The organism is Caulobacter sp. KR2-114, from assembly GCF_049446115.1.
In the GTDB taxonomy this organism is placed as follows: domain Bacteria; phylum Pseudomonadota; class Alphaproteobacteria; order Caulobacterales; family Caulobacteraceae; genus Acaudatibacter.
Map to the genome: position 1 here is coordinate 14,290 of NZ_JBMSEC010000005.1, position 22,706 is coordinate 36,995.

General features: G+C 71.2%; 23 protein-coding genes and 1 tRNA gene. 14 read left to right on the top strand and 10 right to left on the bottom strand.

The window, feature by feature from the left end; all coding sequences use genetic code 11:
• The first annotated feature begins 120 nt into the window (after positions 1–120).
• Positions 121–1,548 (top strand): pyridoxal phosphate-dependent decarboxylase family protein, encoded by a 1,428-nt coding sequence (locus tag ACO2Q3_RS17735; protein WP_423308949.1) that lies wholly within the window; start codon positions 121–123, stop codon positions 1,546–1,548.
• On the opposite strand, the gene ACO2Q3_RS17740 is transcribed toward ACO2Q3_RS17735, so the two are convergent.
• The 5 genes from ACO2Q3_RS17740 to ACO2Q3_RS17760 all read right to left on the bottom strand — a co-directional run bounded on the left by ACO2Q3_RS17740 (position 1,490) and on the right by ACO2Q3_RS17760 (position 6,257).
• Positions 1,490–2,731, bottom strand: a complete 1,242-nt coding sequence (locus ACO2Q3_RS17740; RefSeq protein ID WP_423308951.1) for a serine hydrolase domain-containing protein — start codon at positions 2,729–2,731, stop codon at positions 1,490–1,492. The genes ACO2Q3_RS17735 and ACO2Q3_RS17740 overlap by 59 nt on opposite strands.
• An 11-nt stretch (positions 2,732–2,742) precedes the next feature.
• The gene (locus tag ACO2Q3_RS17745; protein WP_423308953.1) at positions 2,743–3,522 is read right to left on the bottom strand and encodes a class I SAM-dependent methyltransferase; all 780 of its coding nucleotides are present in this window, start codon (positions 3,520–3,522) and stop codon (positions 2,743–2,745) included.
• A gap of 23 nt (positions 3,523–3,545) precedes the next feature.
• Positions 3,546–3,875, bottom strand: a complete 330-nt coding sequence (locus ACO2Q3_RS17750) for an EscU/YscU/HrcU family type III secretion system export apparatus switch protein (RefSeq protein WP_423308955.1) — start codon at positions 3,873–3,875, stop codon at positions 3,546–3,548.
• Positions 3,872–5,014 (bottom strand): flagellar hook-length control protein FliK, encoded by a 1,143-nt coding sequence (locus ACO2Q3_RS17755; protein ID WP_423308957.1) that lies wholly within the window; start codon positions 5,012–5,014, stop codon positions 3,872–3,874. The genes ACO2Q3_RS17750 and ACO2Q3_RS17755 overlap by 4 nt, the downstream gene beginning before the upstream one ends.
• A gap of 97 nt (positions 5,015–5,111) precedes the next feature.
• Positions 5,112–6,257: an aminotransferase class I/II-fold pyridoxal phosphate-dependent enzyme gene (locus ACO2Q3_RS17760; RefSeq protein WP_423308959.1), complete on the bottom strand. Its 1,146-nt coding sequence runs from the start codon at positions 6,255–6,257 to the stop codon at positions 5,112–5,114.
• Positions 6,258–6,379: 122 nt separating this feature from the next.
• On the opposite strand from ACO2Q3_RS17760, the gene ACO2Q3_RS17765 reads away from it, so the two are divergent.
• Positions 6,380–8,515, top strand: coding sequence for a M13 family metallopeptidase (locus tag ACO2Q3_RS17765; RefSeq protein ID WP_423308961.1), 2,136 nt, complete (start codon positions 6,380–6,382; stop codon positions 8,513–8,515).
• Between the two features lie 156 nt (positions 8,516–8,671).
• Here ACO2Q3_RS17765 and ACO2Q3_RS17770 read toward each other — a convergent pair whose 3' ends face one another.
• Positions 8,672–9,457, bottom strand: coding sequence for a thioesterase family protein (locus ACO2Q3_RS17770; RefSeq protein ID WP_423308963.1), 786 nt, complete (start codon positions 9,455–9,457; stop codon positions 8,672–8,674).
• Between the two features lie 182 nt (positions 9,458–9,639).
• On the opposite strand from ACO2Q3_RS17770, the gene ACO2Q3_RS17775 reads away from it, so the two are divergent.
• Positions 9,640–10,737, top strand: coding sequence for an NADH:flavin oxidoreductase (locus ACO2Q3_RS17775; protein ID WP_423308965.1), 1,098 nt, complete (start codon positions 9,640–9,642; stop codon positions 10,735–10,737).
• Between the two features lie 25 nt (positions 10,738–10,762).
• On the opposite strand, the gene ACO2Q3_RS17780 is transcribed toward ACO2Q3_RS17775, so the two are convergent.
• Together ACO2Q3_RS17780 and ACO2Q3_RS17785 are read right to left on the bottom strand one after the other, a co-directional pair.
• A complete protein-coding gene (locus ACO2Q3_RS17780; RefSeq protein ID WP_423308967.1) occupies positions 10,763–11,368 on the bottom strand; it encodes a hypothetical protein in 606 nt (201 codons plus the stop codon).
• 97 nt (positions 11,369–11,465) lie between these two features.
• Entirely contained in the window at positions 11,466–11,681 is a 216-nt protein-coding gene (locus ACO2Q3_RS17785) for a hypothetical protein (protein ID WP_423308969.1), read from the bottom strand.
• Between the two features lie 430 nt (positions 11,682–12,111).
• Here ACO2Q3_RS17785 and ACO2Q3_RS17790 point away from each other — a divergent pair, with 430 nt between their 5' ends.
• The 3 genes from ACO2Q3_RS17790 (at position 12,112) to ACO2Q3_RS17800 (ending at position 14,441) form a co-directional block, all read left to right on the top strand.
• Entirely contained in the window at positions 12,112–12,507 is a 396-nt protein-coding gene (locus ACO2Q3_RS17790; RefSeq protein WP_423308971.1) for an MAPEG family protein, read from the top strand.
• Between the two features lie 133 nt (positions 12,508–12,640).
• A complete protein-coding gene (locus ACO2Q3_RS17795) occupies positions 12,641–13,390 on the top strand; it encodes a Bax inhibitor-1/YccA family protein (RefSeq protein WP_423308973.1) in 750 nt (249 codons plus the stop codon).
• A 70-nt stretch (positions 13,391–13,460) separates the two neighbouring features.
• Positions 13,461–14,441: a DUF4037 domain-containing protein gene (locus tag ACO2Q3_RS17800; RefSeq protein WP_423308975.1), complete on the top strand. Its 981-nt coding sequence runs from the start codon at positions 13,461–13,463 to the stop codon at positions 14,439–14,441.
• Positions 14,442–14,453: 12 nt separating this feature from the next.
• On the opposite strand, the gene ACO2Q3_RS17805 is transcribed toward ACO2Q3_RS17800, so the two are convergent.
• Positions 14,454–15,434: a complex I NDUFA9 subunit family protein gene (locus ACO2Q3_RS17805; RefSeq protein ID WP_423308977.1), complete on the bottom strand. Its 981-nt coding sequence runs from the start codon at positions 15,432–15,434 to the stop codon at positions 14,454–14,456.
• 206 nt (positions 15,435–15,640) lie between these two features.
• Between ACO2Q3_RS17805 and ACO2Q3_RS17810 the strand changes: the two genes are divergently transcribed.
• From ACO2Q3_RS17810 to ptsN, 8 genes are all read left to right on the top strand, one after another.
• Positions 15,641–15,727, top strand: a tRNA-Leu gene (locus ACO2Q3_RS17810).
• A gap of 286 nt (positions 15,728–16,013) precedes the next feature.
• Entirely contained in the window at positions 16,014–16,631 is a 618-nt protein-coding gene (locus ACO2Q3_RS17815; protein ID WP_423308979.1) for a ribonuclease D, read from the top strand.
• Between the two features lie 18 nt (positions 16,632–16,649).
• Complete coding sequence (lptC, locus tag ACO2Q3_RS17820; RefSeq protein WP_423308981.1) at positions 16,650–17,270, top strand: LPS export ABC transporter periplasmic protein LptC; 621 nt, start codon at positions 16,650–16,652, stop codon at positions 17,268–17,270.
• Positions 17,271–17,314: 44 nt separating this feature from the next.
• Positions 17,315–17,920 (top strand): LptA/OstA family protein, encoded by a 606-nt coding sequence (locus tag ACO2Q3_RS17825; protein WP_423308983.1) that lies wholly within the window; start codon positions 17,315–17,317, stop codon positions 17,918–17,920.
• 181 nt (positions 17,921–18,101) lie between these two features.
• A complete protein-coding gene (gene lptB / locus ACO2Q3_RS17830; protein ID WP_423309713.1) occupies positions 18,102–18,860 on the top strand; it encodes an LPS export ABC transporter ATP-binding protein in 759 nt (252 codons plus the stop codon).
• Positions 18,861–19,155: 295 nt separating this feature from the next.
• Positions 19,156–20,673, top strand: a complete 1,518-nt coding sequence (gene rpoN, locus ACO2Q3_RS17835) for an RNA polymerase factor sigma-54 (protein WP_423308985.1) — start codon at positions 19,156–19,158, stop codon at positions 20,671–20,673.
• A gap of 73 nt (positions 20,674–20,746) precedes the next feature.
• A complete protein-coding gene (gene hpf, locus ACO2Q3_RS17840; RefSeq protein WP_423308987.1) occupies positions 20,747–21,364 on the top strand; it encodes a ribosome hibernation-promoting factor, HPF/YfiA family in 618 nt (205 codons plus the stop codon).
• Positions 21,365–21,443: 79 nt separating this feature from the next.
• Positions 21,444–21,908, top strand: a complete 465-nt coding sequence (ptsN, locus tag ACO2Q3_RS17845) for a PTS IIA-like nitrogen regulatory protein PtsN (RefSeq protein WP_423308989.1) — start codon at positions 21,444–21,446, stop codon at positions 21,906–21,908.
• A 160-nt stretch (positions 21,909–22,068) separates the two neighbouring features.
• Here ptsN and ACO2Q3_RS17850 read toward each other — a convergent pair whose 3' ends face one another.
• Positions 22,069–22,629, bottom strand: coding sequence for a carboxymuconolactone decarboxylase family protein (locus tag ACO2Q3_RS17850; protein ID WP_423308991.1), 561 nt, complete (start codon positions 22,627–22,629; stop codon positions 22,069–22,071).
• Positions 22,630–22,706 lie beyond the last annotated feature (77 nt).

Sequence of the window (22,706 nt, forward strand, 5' to 3'; positions counted from 1 at the left end):
CCCCAGCCTCCGCCCCTCCGTCCGAGGCCGCCCGCGCCCGACGGTAAGAGGGAGCAACTTCCGGGCGGCGCGCGGCGGCAAGCGGGGCTATGGTCCGCCGCCTTGTCGGGAGAGGTTGGCATGGATGATTTCGAAGCCGCGCTCGGGCGGGCGCGCGAGCACGCCCTGGCGTTCCTGGGCGGGCTGGACGATCGGCCGGTCGCGGCCACGGTCACGGCCGCCGAGCTGCGCCAGCGCCTTGGCGGCCCCCTGCCGGAGCGGGGCGAGCCGCCGGCCCAGGTGGTCGACGCCCTGGTCGCGGCCACGGAGGGCGGGCACCTTGGCTCGGCCGGGCGGCGGTTTTTCGGCTGGGTGATCGGCAGCCCCCTGCCCGCGGCCCTGGGCGCCGACTGGCTGGTGTCGACCTGGGACAACAATGCCGCCATCCACGCCTCCAGCCCGGCCGGTTCTGTGGCTGAGGAGGTGGCCGGCGACTGGATCAAGCAGATCCTGGACCTGCCGCGCGACGCCTCGTTCGCCTTCACCACCGGCTGCCAGATGGCGCACTTCACCGGTCTGGCGGCGGCGCGCAACGCGGTGCTGGCCGCGCGCGGCTGGGACGTGGAGACCCGCGGCCTGGCCGGCGGGCCAGCGATCCGCGTGCTGGCCACGGAACACCGGCACGGCACCGTCGACCGGGCGCTGCGGCAGCTGGGCCTGGGGACCGACAGCCTGGTCGCCCTGCCCACCGACGCCGCGTCGCGGCTGCAGCCGGAGACCCTGGCCCGGGCGTTGGGCGAACGCGACGCCCCGACCATTGTGATCCTCGACGCGGCCGACCTGAACGTCGGCGCCTTCGACCCATTCGAGGCGCTGATCCCCCTGGCCCGCGCGGCCGGGGCGTGGACGCACGTGGACGGCGCCTTCGGCCTGTGGGCCCGCGCCAGCCGCCGCTACCGGGATCGCACGCGGGGCATCGAGCTGGCCCAGTCGTGGGCCACCGACGGCCACAAATGGCTGAACACGCCCAAGGACATCGGCATCGCCGTGGTCGCCGAGCCGGCGCCGCATCGCGCCGCCATGGGCCTGGCCGCCAGCTATATCGTCCGCGCGGCGGACGGCGCGCGCGACGCCATGGACTTCACCCCCGACTGGACCCGCCGCGCGCGGGGGATACCGGTGTGGGCGGTGCTGCGCGAACTGGGGCGCGAGGGCGTCGAGGCGATGATCGACCGTTGCTGCGACTTCGCCCAGGCGATCACCACCGGCATCGGCGCGTTCGAGGGCGTCGTGCTGCCGGCCGGCGCGCCCAGCCTGAACCAGGGCCTGGTGCGCTTCCTCGATCCGCGGCCGGGGGCCACGGACGCCGACCACGACGCCTTCACCCTGCGCATGGTCGCGGCGATCAACGCCGAAGGGACGGCCTTCTTCAGCACCGGCCAGTGGCAGGGCCGGCGCACCATGCGCATCAGCGTGGTCGGCGCCCGCACGCGACCGGAGGACGTCGATCTCACGGTCGCGGCGGTAGGGCGGGTGCTGGCGGCGGAGCGCGCGGCGCTGCAGGCCTGACGCCCGCGACCCCGACCGTGGCGGGGATATAGCCCTGCCAGCGCCAGGGCAGGTTCACCGGCCCCAGCAGCCGTTCCACCATCGCCTTGTAGATCCCCTCCGCCCGATCGGAGTTGGACAGCAGCAGGATGCAGGCGCGCTGGGCCTGGACGCAGAGGGCGAAATTGCCGGCCCCGTCGTCATGCCCCTCCTTGAAGAAGGCGTGGCCGTAGGGTGTCTCGTAGACGGCCCAGCCGACGGCATAGCCCAGTCGGATCGGCCGATACGCGTCCGTGGCGGCCTCGCTGAGCGTCGGAAACTGGGTCATGCTGTCGATGTCGATGGAGCGGCGGGTGAGCTCGGCCCGGGCGCGGCGTGTCAAGCCGTCGCCGCGGGAGACCGCCGCCAGGAACTTCGACCAGTCATCCAGGGTCGTGTCCATCGAGCCCGCGGCGCGGACGTCCTCGCGCCGGTGATGCGCCTTGAGGCTGCCGTCCTTCAGATAGCCGTCGGCGACATCGCCCGCGAAGTCCGCGCGCCAAGTAAGCGACGTGCGGGACATGCCGAGGGGCGCGAAAATCCGTCGCTGCATCTCGGCGCCGACGTCCAACCCCAGGCCCTGCTCCAGCACGAACTGCGCCAGATTGATCCCTTCGCCGGAATAGCCGAACCGCGTCCCGGGATCGTGATGGAAGCGCAGCTTCCCGTCCGGCTCCAGGAACCGGAAGTTGGCGAAGCCCGTGGTGTGATTCATCAGGCTGCGGAAGGTGAGCCGGCGCCAACGCGCGTCGCCCGCCAGGTCGGCGTATTTCGGATAGTCCGGCAGGGGCTTGGGCAGATAGTCGGCGGTCGGCCGGTCGAGGTCGATGCGCCCCTCCTGGACCAGTTGCATCACCAGATAGGCAAAGGTCGCCTTGGTCAGGGAGGCGCCATAGATCACCGTCTGCGGCGTCATCGGCAGGCCCTGTTCGACGTTCCGCTCGCCGAATGCGCGGGCGTAGACAACCTGGCCGTCGCGGATCAGCGCGACGTCCAGCCCGACCACCGCATTGGACGCCATCAGCTCGCGCACGTCGGCATCGACCTGCACCGGCGACAGGCGCCGGCCATCCAGGGTCGTGACGGCCTTGCTCCGGGCCGCGGCCGGACCGGCCAGGGCGAGCGCCAGGGCCGTCAGCCCCGCCGAAAGCCAATGATACCTCACGCGAAGCCCACTCACGCGCGGCGCGCGAGGTAGAGGTGCGTCTCCCAGGGCATCGGGCACGGCTCGCCGAACGCTTCCACCGCCGCCTGCAGGGCGTCGAACAGGGCCAGGCGCACCGCGTCAGGCAGGCCGCGATAGCTGGAGTCGGTGCGCATGTACTTGCCGAGCGTCGGGCCATCCATCGACCAGGTCCAGGCATAGGCGCGATGGGTCACCGGCCCGAACCGGCCCGAGGCGTCGAAGCCGGGGGCGAACGGCCCGTCCGGCCGGTAGGCGGCCTGCGGCGGCGGCGTTCCCCAGGCGCCCGGCATGAACCGGTCGTAGGCCGCCCGGAACGGCGTGGCGAACGGCTCCGGCGGGGGAAACGGCACATGGCCGAACACCGCCAGGGTCCCGCCGGGCCTGAGCAGGTCCGCGGCCTTGGCGAAGGCGACCTGGGGCGCGATCCAGTGCCAGGCCTGGGCCGACGCCACCAGGTCGAACGAGGACGGCGGCGCCTCGAAGCCTTCGAAACCGGAGACCACGAACCGGACATTGGTCGCCGGAACGCGGGCGCGGGCCTGATCGATCAGCGCCGGGCCGGGATCCAGTGCGGTGACACGGCCGGCGCGCGCCGCCAGGTCGCCGGTGGCCTGTCCCGCCCCGCAGCCGACCTCCAGCACCTGGGCCGAGGGCCCCAGCCCCGCCAGGGCCTCCAGGTCGTCGAACAGGGCGGCGGGATAGCCCTTGCGGACCTCCCCGTAGAGGTCGGCCACGGTGTCGAAGGTGTCGCGCGGGTCCATGCCCGCCATGGAGGCCAACCGCCGCTGTGAAGTCAACGTCCGGTAGCGGCCGCAGCGTTGGCGCGCAGGATGAAGCCGATCACGGCCGCGACGGCGCGGTACAGCGCCTCGGGAATTTCCTGATCCAGCTCGATGGTGGCCAGCGCCTCGGCCAGGGCGGCGTCCTGGCGCAGCGGCACGCCGTGCGCCCGGGCGGTCTCGACGATCTTCTCGCCCACCCAGCCGCGGCCGACCGCCACCACCTTGGGCGCGTTGGGCGCCGCGTAGCTGAGCGCCACCGCGAGGCGTGGGTCTGGGCGCGGATCTGGCTGCGGATCGAGCGGCGTCTCGCCGCCCGGTGGGTCGTCGGCGGCGCCGCTCACGACCGGCGATCCAGGTAGTGGCCGACCGGCCCGCCGCGCACGGCCGGCGCGGGCGGCGGCGGCGCGCCGAACAGCACCCGCACGGCGGCGTCGGCATGATCCGGGCCGGCCAGGGCCTGGACCAGCTCGGCCTGGGCGGCGGACAGGTCGCCGAACGCGCCGTCGCGTTCCGCCCAAAGGGTCACGCGGGTGCGCCCGGCGCTGAGGCTGATCTCGGCATGCACCGGACCGCTCGGCTCCAGGTCGGCGGACAGGCGGGTGCGCCAGACGACGGGCGCGGCCTCCCCGCCGCCGCCGGCCCGGTGGCCCTCGCGACGGATCTCGATCTGCGCGAGAGCGGTCCCGGACGGGGTCTCCAGCGGCGCGTCGAAGCGCCAGACCGTCTCCTCCGCCTCTTCCGAGGGGGCGCCGGCGCCGGCCGAGGCCAGCTGCGACAGCTGCAGCCGCGCCAGGGCGGCGTCGGCCTCCTGCCGCAGCCGGGCGCGGGCTTCGGCGCCGCCGTGCTCGACCTCGGCGCTGGGGTGCGCGGCGGCCTGGCCGGCGGTGGGGGCGCCGCGGGCCGGCGGTGGTGGGCGATGCGCCGGATCCCGACGCGGCAGCGGCCGGGGCGCGGCCAGCGACGCCGCCTCGGCCTCCACGGTCGGGTCCAGAGCCGCCGACAGCTGCAGCAGTTGCGCCTTCAGGTCCCGGGTCAGGTCGGGGGGCGGCGCGCCCGGACGCCCCGACGCCGCCAGCGTGGCCTCGAGCAGAATCCCGCTCGCCTGCAGCGCCGTCCGGACGTCCCCGGCGCCGACGTTCTGACCCAGCGGGGCCTGGCCGGCGAGGATGCGCTGCGCCGCCAGCCGGGCGGCGGCCGGCAGAGTCTCCCCGGCCGCGGAGGCGGGCGTGGCCAACGCGGTCGCCAGGTCGGCCAACAGTGGGGCGATCCCGTCCTGGGTGGGCAGCGCCTCGGCCAGCAGCGAGGCCATCACGCTCGCCACCGCGGCGCCGCCAGCGGAAGCGGCCGGCGCCGTAGTCTGCCCGGCGATGGCCGGTTGACCCGCGGCGGACGGAACGGGCGCCGCCGGATTGGTCCCCGTCGGCGCGACCGGCTGCGCCCCGCCGCCGGCGGACGTCGGCTGTACGGGCCCCAGGCTCACGACGGTGCGCTCCCGGCACGGGACATGGGCGGGAGGCTAGAGCAATTCGGCCGATCGCTACAGGCCCGCCATCACTGCGGTGGACGGGGGCTGTCGGCTACTCCGCGGCGTGAGCCATGCGCGCGGCGAACCACGGGGTCATGCGGCGCAGGGCCTCCTCCACCTCGGCGGTCGACACGGCGAAGGACAGGCGGATGTAGCGATGCCCGTTGACCGGGTCGAAGTCGACGCCCGGCGCCGTGGCGACGCCCGTGTCGGCCAGCAGCTGCTTGCAGAAGGCCAGGCTGTCGTCGGTCAGGTGGCCGATGTTGGCGTAGATGTAGAAGGCTCCGTCGGGCGGGGCGATGTCCGCCAGGCCGAGCCGCGGCAGGGCGTCCAGCAGCAGTTCGCGGTTGCGGCGGTAGACCTCGACGTGGCCCTCCAGCTCGTCCTCGGCGTCCATCGCCGCCAGGGCGGCGTGCTGGCTGAGCGAGGGGGCGGTGAGGAACAGGTTGCCGATGTAGGCGCGGGCGCGGTGCACGTGCGCCCGGGGCGCCACCAGCCAGCCAAGGCGCCAGCCCACCATGCTGAAATACTTGGAGAAGCTGTTGACGATCAGGGCGTCGGGCGCGAACTCCAGCATCGAATGCGCCGGCTCGACGTAGCTGAGCCCGTGGTAGATCTCGTCGGAGACGATGCGGATGTTGCGCCGGTGGCAGACCTCGGCGATGGCCGCCAGTTCCGCCTTGCCGATGATGGTGCCGGTGGGGTTGGCAGGGCTGGCGACGATCACCCCGGCGGGCGCCGGCTCCAGCGCCTCGAGGTGGGCGGCGGTCAGCTGGAAGCGGCTCTCCGGCCCGGCCTCGATCTCCACCGGGACCATGTGCAGCGCCTTGAGCGTGTTGCGGTAGGCGACGTAGCCGGGGCGGGCCAGGGCGATGCGGTCGCCCGGCTCGAAGGCCGAGCTCAGCGCCAGCACCAGGGCCGGCGAGGCGCCGCAGGTGAGGATCACCCGGTCGGGCTCGACGGTGACGCCGTGCTTTTCCTGGTAGCGGCGGGCGATCCGCTCGCGCAGGGCCGGGCTCTCCCAGTAGCCGAGGCCGTCGGTGTCGAGCACCTCGTGCGCCACGGCGATGGCCGCGGCGGGGGCGCCGGTGGAGGGCTGGCCGAACTCCATGTGCAGGATGGAGCGGCCCTCGGCCTTGAGCTGGTGGGCCAGCCGGCTGACGGAAATGGCCTGGAAGGGATCGATCTGGGCGGGCATGGCCCTCCCCTAGCGCCAAAATCGCGGCAAGACCATGCCGGCGACGACGCCCGGACCGGGCATGCCATCAGCTTGCCAAATTCGCGCGACAGGCGAAGGCTGCGGCCGATGCAGGAGCGGTGATGACGTTGGGCGGCAGGCCGGGCTGGAGGCGGATCGGGGCGGCGGCGTTCGGCGCGCTGGCCATGCTTGGCCTGACCGGCGCCGGACAGGGTCTTGCGCGGCGCCATGCCGCCGGCATGCTCGGCGCGCCAGACGAGCTGCACTACGGGGCCTGGGGCTTCGATTCCGCCGGCGAGGATCAGGCCACCCGCCCCGGGGACAGTTTCTTCGAATTCGCCAACGGCGGCTGGCTGGCCAAGGCGGAGATCCCCGCCGACAAGCCGGGCGCCAGCCTGCGCCTGGCGATGACCGACCGCATCGAGGCCAACGTCCACGGCCTCTTGGAGGACGCCGCGGCGCACGCCGGCGACGAGCCCTCCACCCCCGAGGGCAAGGTCGGCGCCTTCTACAAGGCGTTCATGGACGAGGGCCGCATCGAGTCGCTGGGCGCCGCGCCGATCGCCCCGCATCTGGCCGCCATCCGCCAGGCCCGCTCGCGGCCCGACCTGGGCGCCCTGATGGGCCAGGCCAACAGCGACCTGTACGGCAGCCTGTTCCAGGCCGTCATCGACGTCGACCCGAAGACCCCGGGCCGCTACGCCGTGTTCGTCGACCAGGCCGGTCTCGGCCTGCCCGACCGCGACTATTACCTGCAGCCCCAGTTCGCGGCGCAGAAAGCCGCCTATCAGGCCTATGTGGCGCGCCTGCTGACCCTGGCCGGCTGGCCGGGCGCCCAGGCGCGCGCGGCCGAGATCGTCGCCCTGGAGACCCGCATCGCGCAGGTCAGCTGGAGCAAGGCGCAGCAACGCGACCCGGACAAGGTGTACAATCCCATGCCAATCGGCCGGCTGGAGGGCCTGGCCGGCGGCTTTCCCTGGAAGGCGTGGCTGCGGGCGGGGGGCGTCGACGGCGGGGTCGGCGGCAAGGTGATCGTCGGCGAGCCCACGGCCTTTCGCCAGCTGGCGCTGATCTGGAGCCAGACCCCGGTCGACACCCTGAAGGCCTGGATGGCCTTCCAGGTCGCCGACAACGCCGCCAGCTACCTGTCGTCGCCGTTCCAGGCGGCCAGCTTCGAGTTTCGCGACAAGGCGCTCTCTGGCCAGGCCGAACCCAGGGCGCGCTGGAAACGGGCGGTGCGGGCGGTGGGCGGCGGCGACTACGGCGCCGGCGAGCGGCTGGACCGCTTCGGCGACATGGGCTGGGCCGTGGGCCAGCTGTACGTGGAGCACTATTTCCCGCCCAGCGCCAAGGCGGCGATCGAGAGCCTGGTCGGCGACCTGAAGAGCGCGTTCCGCGCCCGCCTCCAGGCGCTGGACTGGATGAGCCCGGCGACCAAGGCCGAGGCGCTGCGCAAGCTGGACACCTATGTGGTCAAGGTCGGCTATCCGGACCACGCGCGCGACTATTCGGGGCTGAGGATCCGCGACGACGACCTGCTGGGCGACGTGCGCCGCGCGGCGGCCTGGGACTGGGCGTTCCAGACGGGCCGGCGCAAGGGGCCGGTGGACCGCGCCGACTGGCAGATGACGCCGCAGACCAACGACGCCTACAACGGCGCGCTGCGCGACATCGTCTTCCCGGCCGGCATCCTGCAGGCGCCGATCTTCGACGCCTCGGCCGATCCGGCGATCAACTACGGCGCCATCGGCGCGGTGATCGGCCACGAGATGACCCACGGCTTTGACGACCAGGGCCGCAAGTTCGACGCCGCCGGCCGCCAGCGCGACTGGTGGACCAAGGCCGACGCCGACGCCTTCCAGGCTCGCGCCGCCCGGCTGGGCGCGCAGTATTCCGCGTTCGAGCCGCTGTCCGGCGCGCACGTGAACGGCGACCTGACCATGGGCGAGAACATCGCCGACCTGGGCGGCCTGACCCTGGCGCTGGACGCCTACCACGCCTCCCTGAAAGGCCGGCCCGCGCCGGTGATCGACGGCATGACCGGCGACCAGCGCGTGTTCCTGGGCTGGGCCCAGGCCTGGCGCGGCAAGGCGCGCGAGGACGCCTTGCGCCGCCAGCTGGTCAGCGACCCGCATTCGCCACGCCAGTACCGGGTGGACGGCGTGGTGCGCAACCTCGACGCCTGGTACGCCGCCTTCGACGTCAAACCGGGCGACAAGCTGTACCTGCCGCCCGACCGGCGGGTGCGGATCTGGTAGCGACCTCTCCCGCTTGCGCCCCAACACTGTCATCCCGGAATCCGCGCAGCGGATGTCCGGGACCGCGGCAGGCGCCCATGCCCGCTACGGCCTGCAACCTGAGCGTTTCCGGCGATCCCGGATATGGGCTGACGCCCACTCCGGGATGACAGATCCTCAGGCGAACACCGCCACGCACTGCCGCGCGGACACCAGCGGCCGTCCGTCGGACGTCCAGATCGCCATCGGCTGGGCGGAATAGCCCTCGCAGACGGTTTCGGCGCGGCTTTCCAGCAGCAGCCAGCCGTCGCCGCCGAGTTCGTCGGCGTCCGCCAGCAGGTCGACCATCCAGGTCATGGTGCTGATCGGCGCGCCGGCGGCGAACATCGCCATGGCGGCCGGCGGCGTGGCGTCGGCCAGCGCCATCAGCCCGAGCACGCCGGAGCGCGCCGCCGGGTCCCTGTGCCGCAGCCAGACCAGATAGTCCGGCTCGGCGGCGGTCACCGGCCGCGACCGGCCGGCGCTCAGCACCTCGAAGTGCTGCGCGAAGGTCGGCCGGCTGGAGACGAAGAACGGCTCGCAGGCCTCCGGCGGCGGGGCGGCCGGCGCGGGCATGCGGCGCTCGCAGAAGGCGCTCTGGCGCGCGGCGCCGAAGGTGAACACCGCCCGCGTCGCCAGCCCCGCGTCGCCGGTCAGGTCCACGCCGACATAGGCCGCGGACTTGCCCTGGCGCAGCAGGCTCGGGCTGGCCGTGACCGCGCCGGTGGCCGGGCCGATGAAGGTCAGCTGCGCCGAGCGCAGCGGCGGCAGCCCCTCAAACGCCGCCAGCGCCGCATTCAGGCACAGGGCCGCTGAAAGGCCGCCATACAGCGTGCGCCCCTGCAGCCAGTCGTCGGAGACGTGGCTCGTCCAGCCCGCCTCGCTCCGCGCCACCCCCGCCAGCAATTCGGTGAACTCGGTCATGCGTCCTCTTGGGTAGCTGAAAGAGACCCTCTCGCGGGCTTGTGATCGCCCGGACGCTGGGGAAGGCCAGCACAAAGCTGGCGTCCATGGCGGCGAGCGGCTAACGCCAAGTCAGCCTTGCCGCGGATTTCGCCGACGGCCTAGGCTGACGCAACGCCTTTCCACAGCAGACGGACCCGCGCATGACCGACCTCTTCGCGCCGATGGACTTCGTCCGCGGCCCCGCCATGAAGAACCGCATCATGCTGGCGCCGCTGACCAACCTGCAGAGCCACGTGGACGGGCGCATGTCCGACGACGAGTTCCGCTGGCTGACGATGCGCGCCACCGGCGGCTTCGGCCTGACCATGACCTGCGCGGCCCACGTGCAGCGCATCGGCCAGGGCTTTCCCGGCCAGATGGGGGTGTGGTCGGACGACCACCTGGAGGGCCTGACCCGGCTGGCGGCCAAGATCCGCGCCGAGGGCAGCCTTTCGGCGGTGCAGTTGCACCATGCCGGCATGCGCTCGCCCGCCGAGATCATCGGCGAGGCGCCGGTCTGCCCGTCGGACAACGACGAATTCAAGGCCCGTGGCCTGACCGCGGCCGAGGTGGAGCAGCTGACCGAGGACTTCATCGCCGCGGCGGTTCGCTCGGAGAAGGCGGGCTTCGACGGCGTCGAGCTGCACGGCGCGCACGGCTATGTGCTGTGCCAGTTCCTGTCGCCGGAGATCAACCGGCGGGACGACCAGTGGGGCGGCTCGCTGCAGAACCGCGCGCGGATCATCACCGACATCATCGCCGGGGTGCGCGCCCGCTGCCGGCCGGACTTCACCCTGGGCCTGCGCCTGTCGCCGGAGCGGTTCGGGGTGCAGCTGGCCGAGATCCGCGAACTGGCTCAGACGCTGATGAGCGGCGGGGCGCTGGACTATATCGACATGTCGCTGTGGGACGTGCGCAAGGAGCCGGTGGAGCCGGACTTCCAGGGCCGCAGCCTGATGTCCTATTTCACCGAGCTGGACCGCGGCCAGACCCGACTGGGCGTCGCCGGCAAGATCATGAGCGGCGACGACGCCCGCTGGGCGCTGGAGCATGGCGCGGACTTCGTGCTGGTGGGCCGCGGGGCCATCCTGCACCACGACTGGCCGAAGAAGGTCGCCGCCGACCCGCACTTCACCCCGCTTTCCCTGCCCGTCCCGGCCGCCCACCTGCGCGCCGAGGGCCTCGGCCCGGCCTTCGTGCAGTACATGAGCACCTGGAAGGGCTTCGTGGCGGCGGAAGAGCCGGAAGTGGTGGGCTGACGGCCACGCCAGCTGGAGGTTCCCCTCAGGGCTCGGTGCTGTACGGCTTGAACGGTTGCCGCGAGATGCTGGCGATGCCGACCATCAGGTCGGGGATGTCGTCGCCCGCCTCGACGATGAAGTCGAAGCCCTGGTCGCGGCGGCTCTCGGCCGTGGCGATCATGGCTTCGGTCTCGGCGCGAAGGTCCTCGGTCAGGCCGGGGGTGCGCAGGGAGGCCTTCAGGGCGGCGATCTCGGCCGAGCCCTCCAGCACACCGTCGACCGGCATGGTCAGCCGCACCATGAAACTGTGCAGGCGCGCGCGCAGGTCGCGGTCGCGCAGCTCGGCCAGGGCTTCGCGGTTGCGGTCGTAGACGTCCAGTTCGCGCCGGGCGGCGCGCAGCATGCGCAGGGTGATCGGGCCGTAGGGATCGCCGACGTTGCGGGTCTGGCCGGAGACACGGATCAGGGCGTGCAGGGTGGTGAGGATCTCGCCGAACAGGCGCGCACTGTCCCGCTCGCGGTCGCGACGGTGGATCCAGGCCTCGGCCTGGGTGGCGGCGATACCGCCAACGGTGGCCAGGAAGGCGCCCAGGAAGACCGCCCAGAAGGTGTTGGCCTGCTGCGCGAAATCCACGTCTTCCAGCCGCATCCGCGCCCCCGCTGCGTCGAGTGATGGGGCAAGGTTAGGCGCGGATCGGCGTTCGAGCTAGCCAGATGGAGCCGCCCCGATAGATGGGCGGCGGCGCCTAGCTGGCGGCCTTCCAGCGGAAGGCGGCGATCGGCATGACCTTTTCGGCGTTGTGCGCGTCGTCGTGCAGCTGCGCCGAGCCGTCGGCCAGGGCCATCACGCGGTAGACCGGCATGCCGCCGGCGTCCGCGGAGACCAGGTCGCCGACCTGAGGGGTCTGGCCGGACTTCGGGTCGATCAGGACCCAGTCGAGGCGGCGTTGAGCGAATTCCATGAGAGCCATCGTTCTGATCGTAAAAACCCGCGCGTCGGGCGGGACGTTGAGGAGGACCCTAGACCGTGGCGTCTGAAGAAGAGGCTAACGGGTCGTTAAGCCACCGTTCATCTCGAGCGTCCTGGGGGGGACCATGCTGGGACTGACGATGCTTCAAGGGTTTGTGCTGGCGGTTGCGGGCCTCTGTGGACTGGGTGTCGCCGTCGCGGCTCACGTCACGGCCGGCGCCCTGAGGGCCCGTCCGCGCCGGCTGATTCGCTGACGACGGGAAAACAGTTACCAGCGGTTGCGCCGCCGGCCCCTGCGGCAAACCGGCGTCACCAGCCTGCGAGCGGGGCGTCCTCTTAGGCCAAACGCCTGCCGGCGTTGACCTTATTCGCGCATTCTGAGCCAATTCGCCGCAGACAACAGTCCTATGGGGAGCGGGGACATGGGCGTGGAACTGACGATGCTGGCCTGGTCGGCCGGCCTTCTGCTGGTGCTGGTGCTGATCCAGGCCGGGGCGGGCGTGCGGGCGCAGGGCGCGGTCCCCATGGCCGGCCCGCGCGACAACCTGCCGGAGCCGAAGCCCTTCCAGGCGCGCACCAAGCGCGTGGTCGACAATCACCGCGAGGGCCTGACCATCTTCGCGCCGATCGTGCTGGTGGCGGCGGTGGCGCATATCTCGACGCACACCACGCAGCTGGGAGCCGAGCTGTTCTTCTGGAGCCGGCTGGCGCACGCCGCGCTGTACCTGGCGGGCGTTCCGCTGGTGCGGCCGCTGGCCTGGGGCGTCGGCATCGCCGGCACGGTGATGGTGCTGGGCGCCGTGCTGGGCTGGTTCTGAGCGCCGGACGCCCTTCGCGCCGGCGCGGGAACATGAAAACCCCTTAACCTGTAGGCCCTTGCGCGGCGTCCGCCGCGGGCCGATATTTGGGCCTGAGCGTCCGATAGGGACGCATCTTAAGGGTCAAGTTCCCATGAGCGACTTCCACGGCGGCGCCCCGCGCTTCGGCGCCCAGGCCCGCCCCGACATGGCAGTGGACGCAGGCCTGCGTTCCTTCATGCTCGGCGTCTACAACAAGGTGGCCATCGGCCTGCTGCTGTCGGCGGGTCTGGCGTGGTTCACCGGGCACTATGCGCCGGTCCAGCGCCTGCTGTTCCAGGTCGATGGCGCCGGCCACGTCGGCTACACGATCCTCGGCATGGTGGTGGCCTTCGCGCCGCTCGGCATCCTGCTGTTCCAGAGCTTCGCGCGGCAGACCTCGCCTCAGGCGGCTTCGATCACCTACTGGGTGGTGGTCTCCCTGATCGGCGCGTCGCTGGGCATGCTGTTCGCCATCTACGCCGACGCGGCGATCTACCAGACCTTCCTGGTGACGGCGGCGGCCTTCGGCGGTCTCAGCCTGGTGGGCTACACCACCAAGCGCGACCTCAGCGGCTTCGGCAGCTTCCTGATCATGGGCCTGTGGGGCCTGATCTTCGCCTCGCTGGCGACGTTCTTCTTCCACTCGGCCATGCTGGTGTTCATCATCAACCTGCTGGGCGTCGGCATCTTCGCCGGGCTAATCGCCTTCGACACCCAGCGCATGAAGATGACCTACTACCAGCTGGGCGGAAACCAGGCGGCCATGAGCGTGGCCACCAGCTACGGGGCGCTGAGCCTGTACCTGGACTTCATCAACCTGTTCCGCTTCCTGCTGTACTTCATGGGCGGCTCGCGCCGCTGAGCCTGAGGACAGCGCAACACACGCAGAGCCCCGGCCAGTGGCCGGGGCTTTTTCGTTCCGGAGCGGCGCGATGACGGCGTTCATCCCGGGCCTGACCCTGGCGCGGCGGTTCTACGAGGACTGGGTGGCCCCCCGGCTGCGAGGATGGCCGCACGCCGCGGCGCTGATCGGCGACGGGTCGGAGGTGCTGGGCTTCGACACCCCGATGTCCACGGACCACGACTGGGGCGCCCGGGTGCTGGTGTTCGCCGAGCCGGCCGCGGCAAGGGCGCTGGAGCCACCGCCCGTGACCTTCCTGGGCTGGCCGGCTCCTGGCGCGGAGGTCACCACCCTGGCCGCCTGGACCGCCGCCAATCTGGCGATGAGCGCCGAGGGACCTCAGAGCTGGCGCGACTGGCTGGCGACACCGGAGCCCCGGCTGCTGGGCGCCACGTCCGGAGCGGTCTTCCACGACGACGACGGGGCCCTCACCGCGCTGCGGACGCGTCTGGCCTACTATCCGGACGATGTCTGGCTTTATCGCCTGGCCTGCCAATGGGGCCGCGTCGCCGAGGAACGGGCCTTCGTCGGGCGCACCGGTGAGGCGGGGGACGACATCGGCTCGCGCCTGGTGACCGCGCGGCTGGCGCGCGACATCATGGGCCTGGGCTTCCTGATCGAGCGGACCTACGCCCCCTATGCCAAGTGGTTCGGCAGCGCCTTCGCCCGCCTGCCGTGCGCCGCCGCCCTGGCCCCCGGCCTGGCCAAGGCGCTGGCCGCCGACGACTGGCGCGCGCGCGAGTCCGGACTGGCGGAGGCGGCGATGGCGGCGGCCGAGCTGCACTTGACCCGCGGACTGCCGGGCCTGTTGAGCCCGCGTGTCGGCGGCTATTTCCAGCGGCCCTTCCAGGTGATCAACGCCGACGAGATCGCCGCAGCGATCCGCTCGCAGATCGGCGACGCCGCGCTCCGCGCCCGGCCACTGATCGGCGGCGTCGACCAGTTCAGCGACTCGACGGCTGTGCTGGCCCATCCGGGGACGGCGCGGGCCCTCGGCCTTGCCGCGCCCTGAACGCTCGGGGCGTCAGACCGAGGCCATGGCCTCTGCGTACTGGCCGCCGCGGCGGTAGCGGTAGAGGTAGGTCGGCAGGATCGGCTCGAGCGCGGTGGGCGTCACGCCGAGGTCGGCCAGGCCCAGGGCCCCGGGCGACACCACATTGTCGGCCTTGAGCATCTCCACCTGGTCGCTGGTGATCGGCGGCAGCGGGATCAGGCCCAGCACGCCGTGCGCGCCGCACAGCAGGTCGCCGACGAAGCCCAGCACGCTGGCCACGCCGAACGGCACCGGGACCAGGGCGCGCTTGCGGTGGATCTCGGCCAGCAGCAGCTCCATCAGGGCCTTGAAGCTGTGCGGCGCGGGGCCGCCCAGCTCGTAGGTCTTGCCGGCGCAGTCCGGGTCGGTGATCGCCCGCGCCACGGCCGCGGCGACGTCGCCGACGAACACCGGCTGGAACTTCGTCTCCCCGCCGCCGATCAGCGGCAGCACGGGAGACATCTGCGCCATCTGGGCGAAGCTGTTGAAGAAATGGTCGTCCTGGCCGAACACGATCGAGGGACGGATCACCACCGCGGCCGGGATGCGGCTGCGCACCGCCGCTTCGCCCTCGGCCTTGCTGCGGCCATAGCGGGCCGGCGATGCCGGATCGGCGCCGATGGCGGAGATCTGCACGAAGCGGTCGATGCCCCGGGCCGCGGCCGCCTCGGCGATGGCCGTCGCCCCCTCCACATGCAAGGCGTCGAAGGTCTGGCCACCGAACTCGTGCAGCACGGCCACGCAGTTGACCACACCCTCGGCGCCGTCCAGCGCGCGGCCCACCGAGGCGGCGTCGCGGACGTTGGCCTGCACCACCTCGATCTGGCCGACGTCGCCCAGCATGCGCAGGCGATAGCCCCGGCCCGGCCGGCGCACGGCGACGCGTACGCGCAGCCCCTTGCGGGCGAGGGCGCGCACGATCTGGCCGCCCACGAAGCCCGAGCCGCCGAACACCGTCACCAGACCCTTCATGGCGCGCCTTCACCTCCGCGTCGGAAAGCCCCGGGATAGACGAGGGGGCGCCCTTAAGCAACGTCTGGGGCAACGCCTGGGCGCGGCCGGCGCGCCATGGCGGCGACGCCACGCCGCCCGCGGTCGTTTCGCCTTGCATGCAAACGGGCATTGACGCGGAAAAAACGGCGCCCTATGCGTCCGGCCCTCCCGCGCTGAGGCGCTGGGCCCAGGTGGCGGAATTGGTAGACGCGCTGGCTTCAGGTGCCAGTGGCTTAACGGCCGTGAAGGTTCGAGTCCTTTCCTGGGCACCACTCTCCCGATCGGATCGGGACCGGGAGCCGACCAGGGCCAAGCGCCCTCTGCCAAAGGTCGGCCGCCCGCGGGATCTGCCCCGGCCTTGACGGCCGCTCCCCGCCAGCCCCGTGTCAGCATGGCTGGCGTTTTGCCGCATCGGTGCAAAAACGCGGCTGGACTTCGACGGTCAGGGCCCCCATTTCGGGGGCTTGCCGACGCGATCGGCGGCGTACTCTTGCAGGGCCGACATAACGGCGCGACGGCCAAGCTCTAAAAGCCGGCCAAACGGAGAGCTCTACCCCCTTGGCGAACTATCTGCATGAAGGCGACCTGCCGGACGGTGTGTTTTCCGGCGCCACCTCGGTCGCGGTCGATTCGGAGACCATGGGCCTGCGGCTGGGCCGCGACCCGCTGTGCGTGGTGCAGATCTCGGCCGGCGACGGCGACGCCCACGTGGTGCGGCTGACCCGGCCGGGCTATGCGGCGCCGAACCTCAAGGCTCTGCTGACGAATCCGGCGGTGCTGAAGATCTTCCATTTCGGCCGCTTCGACATCGCCATGTTCCAGCTGGCGCTCGGCGTGATCACCACGCCGGTCTACTGCACCAAGATCGCCTCGCGCATCGCCCGCACCTACACCGACCGGCACGGCCTGAAGGACGTGACCAAGGAACTGCTGGGGATCGACATCTCCAAGGCGCAGCAAAGCTCGGACTGGGGCGCGGACAAACTTTCGCCCGAACAATTGGCCTATGCAGCCTCCGACGTTCTTAACCTTCATGCGCTTAAGAACCGTCTGGACGCGATGCTGGTCCGGGAGGGCCGAATGGATCTGGCCCAGGCCTGTTTCGACTTCCTGCCCCACCGCGCCGCGCTCGACGTGGCCGGCTGGGAGGACCAGGACATCTTCGCCCACAGCTAGACGTAAAGACCCGCACCCTTGAGCATCACCAATCCCACCCTGCCGACCTCGCTCGGGCCCCCGCCCCGGGCCAAGGCGCGCCAGCACAGCCGGCTGGTGCGGGTGATGCGCTGGGCCCTGCCGATGGGCATGGTGGCGGTGCTGGGGCTGATCGCCGGGCTGATCGGCCAGCATTCGCTCAGCCGCCGCGGCGCGGCGCACGAGCCGGCCAACCAGATCGTGATGACCAATCCGCATTTCTTCGGCCGCGACAGCCAGGGCCGGGCCTTCATGCTCAGCGCCCGCCAGGCGGCGCGCGATCCGCAGGATTTCCAGAAGGTGCTGCTGCAGTACCCGCACATCACCCAGGACGTGGACGGCGCCAACCCGCAGACGCTCACCGCCGACAGCGGCGTCTATCGCGAGGACACCCGCATCCTGATCATGCGCGGCAACGTGCATGCCGACAATTCCAAGGACTCGGCGTTCGCCACCCAGGAAGCGATCATCAACACCCGCACCGGCTCGGTCACCGGACCCCAGGCGATCCAGGGCCAGACCAACGTCGGCAATGTGAAGTCGGGCAGCTTCGATGTGTACGACAAGGGCGATCGGGTGATTTACAAGGGCGGCGTTCACGCGCGGCTCAATCAGCACTAAGACTGGGCCTCCAAGGTCGCAGAGTTGCCCGGAGAACTGATTCCATGACTGATCGCACAGCCCTGGGCCCTCGTCTGGCCATGGTGGCGATCCTGTCGCTGGCGGCCGCAGGTCCCGCCCTGGCTCAACTTGATTCGCGCTCCACGGCTCCGATCGACACGACCGCCAACGAGATGGAGGTGGTCAATTCCAAGTGCCTGGTGATCTTCCGCGGCGCGGCCGAGGCGCTGCAGGGCAAGTCCCGGCTGCGGGCCAACACCATCAGCGTCTATTCTCACACCAAGAGCGTGCAGGCCAACGGCGCGCCGGTGTGCGGCGGCACCGACCGGATCGAGGCCGACGGCAACGTCTATTTCGTCACCACCGACCAGAACGCCCGCGGCGATCACGCGGTCTACAGCAACGCCTCCGACCAGGTGGTGATGACCGGCAACGTCATCGTCGTTCAGGGCAACAACGTCGCCCGCGGCGACAAGCTGACCTACAACCTCTCCACCAAGGCCGCCCGGCTCGAGAGCGGAGCGGCGAACGTCGGTTCGGCCCGCCGCGTCCGCGGGGTGTTCTATCCGGAGCCGAAGGACCAGAACGGGGCCACCGGATCGACTCCGGCCCCCGCCCCGCCGGCGACGCCGGCGCCCGGGCAGTCCTGAGGGCGGCATGAACGATACTCCCCGCCGCATCACCACCATCGCCAGCACCCAGGGTCCGCTGATGGGGGCCATCAAGCGGCCCGGCGAATCGGTGGCGGCCGGGGAACCCGCCCAACCGGCGGAAGGCTCAGCCCGTCCGCTGCCGCCCGGCGTGCCGCCGCAGGGCGTCGAACGCGAGCGGATGGCGTCGTTCAAGCCGGCCGCCGCCGCCGGCGCCGACCAGTCCGGCTTGGTGGTGGACCGCATCGGCAAGACCTTCCGCGGCCGCCAGGTGGTCAAGAATGTCAGCCTGCACCTGAACCGCGGCGAGGTGGCCGGCCTGTTGGGTCCCAACGGCGCCGGCAAGACCACGTGCTTCTACATGATCACCGGCCTGATCGCCGTGGACTACGGGGCGATCTATCTGGACGGCGAGGACATCACCGCCCAGCCCATGTACCAGCGCGCCCGCGAGGGCCTGGGCTACCTGCCGCAGGAGACCTCGATCTTCCGCGGCATGACCGTCGAGCAGAACGTCATGGCCGTCGTGGAGATGCGCGAGAAGCGTCGCGACAAGATCCGCGCCATCACCACCGAGCTGCTGGAAGAGCTGCACATCGCCCACCTGCGCACCTCCCCGGCGGTGGCCCTGTCGGGCGGCGAGCGGCGCCGCGTGGAAATCGCCCGGGCGCTGGCCAGCGAGCCGGCCTTCATGCTGCTGGACGAGCCCTTCGCCGGCATCGACCCCCTGGCCATCGCCGACATCCGCGAGGTGGTCGGCTATCTGAAGAAGCGCGGCATCGGCATCCTGATCACCGACCACAACGTGCGCGAGACGCTGGACATCATCGACCGCTGCTCGATCATCGCCGCCGGCGAAGTGCTGTTCGAAGGCACCCCGGAAGAGATCGTCGCCAATCCCGACGTGCGCCGGGTCTATCTGGGCGACAACTTCGAATAAGGACTGAGGGGCAGTGCGGCCCCTCACCTTCCCAACCGCTACGCGGTCGGGCCCCTTCCTCTCCCTGCAGGGAGAGGATTGTTCAACGCGACGCGCGGATTGTGTTCCTCTCCCTCGAGGGAGAGGAAGGGGCCCGCGGCCCTTGCGACAGCAAGGGGCGTGGGAAGGTGAGGGGCCGCGCCGCACGCCCGCGCGACAGCCCGTCGCGGGCCCCCTGCAAATTTCTTGCCAGCATTAACCAATCGATTGCCGATGCGCCCCTAGGCTTGCCGGGTAACTGGTTCGGGAAGCCGTCTTGGCGCTGGGTCCACGATTAGAGCTGCGGCAGGGGCAAGGCCTCGTCATCACGCCGCAACTGCAGCAGGCCATCAAGCTGCTGCAGCTGTCGAACCTCGAGCTCGAGGCCTTCGTCGAGGGCGAACTCGAGCGCAACCCGCTGCTGGCGCGCGACGAGGCGGACCACGAGCCCGACGCCGAGCCGGTCAAGGCCGACAGCGAGCCGTTCGAAGCCGACCATATCCCGGGCGAGGCCGCCGAGGCCGACATGGACGCCCGCGCCGACGATCTCTACGACAGCGCCTCGCCCGGCGACCACGCCACCGGCGACGCCGGGCCGGCCGCGGCGGGCGCCGACGCCGGCGGCAGCGTCGACTGGTCCAAGGCCAGCCGCAACGGCGGCAGCTTCGAGGGCGAGGACGGCGACCCGCGCGAGAACCACGCGCGCGAGCTGACGCTGGCCGAGCACCTGGCCGAACAGGTGGCGGTGGCCGGCCTGACCGGGCCTGAACGGGTCGTCGCCCAGGTGCTGATCGACGCGGTCGACGAGGGCGGCTACCTGCGCGCCGACCTGGCCGAGGTGGCCGAGCGGCTGGGCTGCGAACTCGAGTTCGTCGAGGACGTGCTGACCGTCATGCAGGGCTTCGAGCCGGTCGGGGTCTGCGCCCGCGACGTCGCCGAATGCCTGACGCTGCAGCTGAAGGACCGCAACCGCTTTGACCCGGCGATGGCCGCCCTGGTGGCCAACCTGGAGCTGCTCGCGCGGCGCGACATGGCGGGCCTCAAGCGGGTCTGCGCCGTCGATGACGAGGACCTGCGCGAGATGATCGCCGAGCTGAAGGCGCTGACCCCGCGGCCCGGCGCAGCCTTCGGCGGCGAGCCCGCCCAGTCGGTGACCCCGGACGTCTATGTGCGCGAGGGCCTGGGCGGCCTGTGGCACGTCGAGCTGAACGCCGACACCCTGCCGCGGCTGCTGGTCGACCAGCGCTATCACGCCCGCGTCTCGGGCGGCGCGCGCTCGGACCAGGAGAAGGTGTTCGTCTCCGACTGCCTGGCTAGCGCCAACTGGCTGATCAAGAGCCTCGATCAGCGGGCCAAGACCATCCTCAAGGTGGCCAGCGAGATCGTCCGCCAGCAGGACGGCTTCCTGGCGTTCGGCGTCGAGCATCTACGGCCGCTGAACCTGAAGACCGTGGCCGACGCCATCGGCATGCACGAGAGCACCGTCAGCCGGGTGACCTCGAACAAGTACCTGGCCACGCCCCGCGGCGTGTTCGAGATGAAGTTCTTCTTCACCAGCGCCATCGCCTCGTCCTCCGGCGGCGAGGCGCACTCGGCCGAGGCCGTGCGACACAAGATCAAGCAGCTGATCGACAACGAGCGGGCGGGCGCCGACGTGCACTCCGACGACGCCATCGTCGACATCCTCAAGGAGGCCGGCGTCGACATCGCCCGGCGCACCGTGGCCAAGTACCGCGAGGCCATGCGCATCCCCTCGTCGGTGGAGCGCAAGCGGCTGTTGAAGGAAACCGCCTAGGCCATCCCCAGGACGGGTCGTAAATCGGCCTCGGCGCTTGACACGAAACCGTCGCAGGCGCGTTCTTCAAGGCATGCAAGTCCAAGTCTCCGGCAAGCACGTCGACGTCGGCGTGGCCCTGCGAGAGCGGGTCGACGACGAACTCACCAGCAGCATCGGCAAGTACTTCGAACGTGGCGGAAACGCCGACGTCGTGGTCAGCCGTGACGGCTTCGGATTCCGGGTCGACTGTACGGTCGCCCTGGCCTCGGGCCAGCGATTGCAGAGCCACGGCCTGGGCGGCGACGCCCACGCGGCCTTCGGCCAGGCGCTGCAGAAGATCGAAACCCGCATCCGGCGCTACAAGCGACGGCTCAAGAGCCACACCGAGGCGGCCACAGCCAAGGCGGCGGAAACGGCTTCGTTCTTCGTGCTCAGGGCCCCCGAGGGCGACGACTTCGAGGACACCTGGGACGCCGAGGGCGCCCCGGTCGAGTCGGTGGTCATCGCCGAAACCGAAGAGGCGCTGAAGACGATGACCGTTTCGATGGCGGTCATGGAACTCGACTTGACTGAAAGTCAAACAATCGTGTTTAGGAACGCCGCCCACGGCCATTTGTCCGTGGTATATCGCCGGCCCGACGGCAACATCGGCTGGATTGACCCCGAACGAACCAAAGCCCTCAACGGCAAAGGGTCTCACGGGAGCTGACCGGGCTGGGTCGCTCCCGACGAGATCGTCGCTGGGAGCCCACGGTCCAGTTGGATAGTAAGCGAGCCTGAAGTCCTTGATGAACCTGGGGGAACTGCTCGAGCGCGGGGCCATATCGCCACGCGTGAGCGCCGCATCGAAGCGGCAGGCGCTGTCGGTGATCTCCGAGATCGCCGCACGCACCTTCGGCCTCAAGGCCGCCGAGGTGTTCGACGCCCTGATGGAGCGCGAAGCCGGCGGATCCACCGGCGTGGGTCATGGCGTCGCCGTGCCGCACGCGCGCCTGGCCGGCGTCGATCGCCTGCGCGGGGTGTTCGTTCGCCTGGAGCAGCCCGTGGAATTCGACGCCCTGGACGACAAGCCGGTGGACCTGGTGTTCGCCCTGTTCAGTCCCCCGGCCTCCGGCTCCGAGCACCTGCGCGCCCTGGCCCGTGTCTCCCGCGCCCTGCGCCAAGCGGAGTTGCGTGAGCAGTTGCGGCAGGCCCGCGGCGCGGACGCCATCCGCGCCCTGCTGACCCAGGAAGCGCGCCCCTCCGCGGCCTGAGGCCGCCCTCTGTCCTTCGGCCGGACAAGCTCACGCATCTGTCGAGCACGGCGCGACAGCCCTTCTCCCCTTGCGGGAGAAGGTGGCCCGCGCCAGCGGGTCGGATGAGGGGTTGGTGATCCTCAGCGGGCTCTTCCAGGCAGAAATTTCGTCCACCCGCTTACGCGGGCTGTCCCTCCCCATGAAGGGGAGGGGCGCCATCGTTGGCGGCCAGCACGCGGCTCGCCGCGTGGATCAGCGCCGCCGCGCGCAGGGCTGCGGCGAGGGTCGGCGGACGGGCGTCCAGCGCCTTCAGGGCGTCGACGTGCGAACGCATGCAGGCCCCGCAGCCATTGATCGCCGAGACCGCCAGGCACATCAGGTGCATGTCCACGGCGGCCACCGCCGGCCGGTGCACCGTGTTCATGCGCAGGCGCGAGGGCTCGGCCTCCAGCACCGGGTCGCCGATCAGCTCGATGGCGCGGAAATAGACGTTGTTCTGCGCCATCACCGCGGCCGCGCCGCGGGCGGCCGCGCGCGCCGTCTCGCCAAGGCCTGCCTGGGCCGCCGCGCGCTCGGCGATCTCCACCACCGCCCGGGTCCCGACGGCGTGTGCGCTCGCCAGCACCACGCCCCACAACTGGACGGCCGAGAGCACGGTCTCGGCCTCGAGGGCGGTGAGGCCGCGGGCCACATCTCGGGCATGCGGCGGCAGGGCCTGGATCAGCGAGTCCAGAAGCATGGCCCTTAGATGGTCCCCAATCGGTCCACAGGAAAGCTCCAAATACGGTCGATTGATATTCAAATCTCGATTGGCAG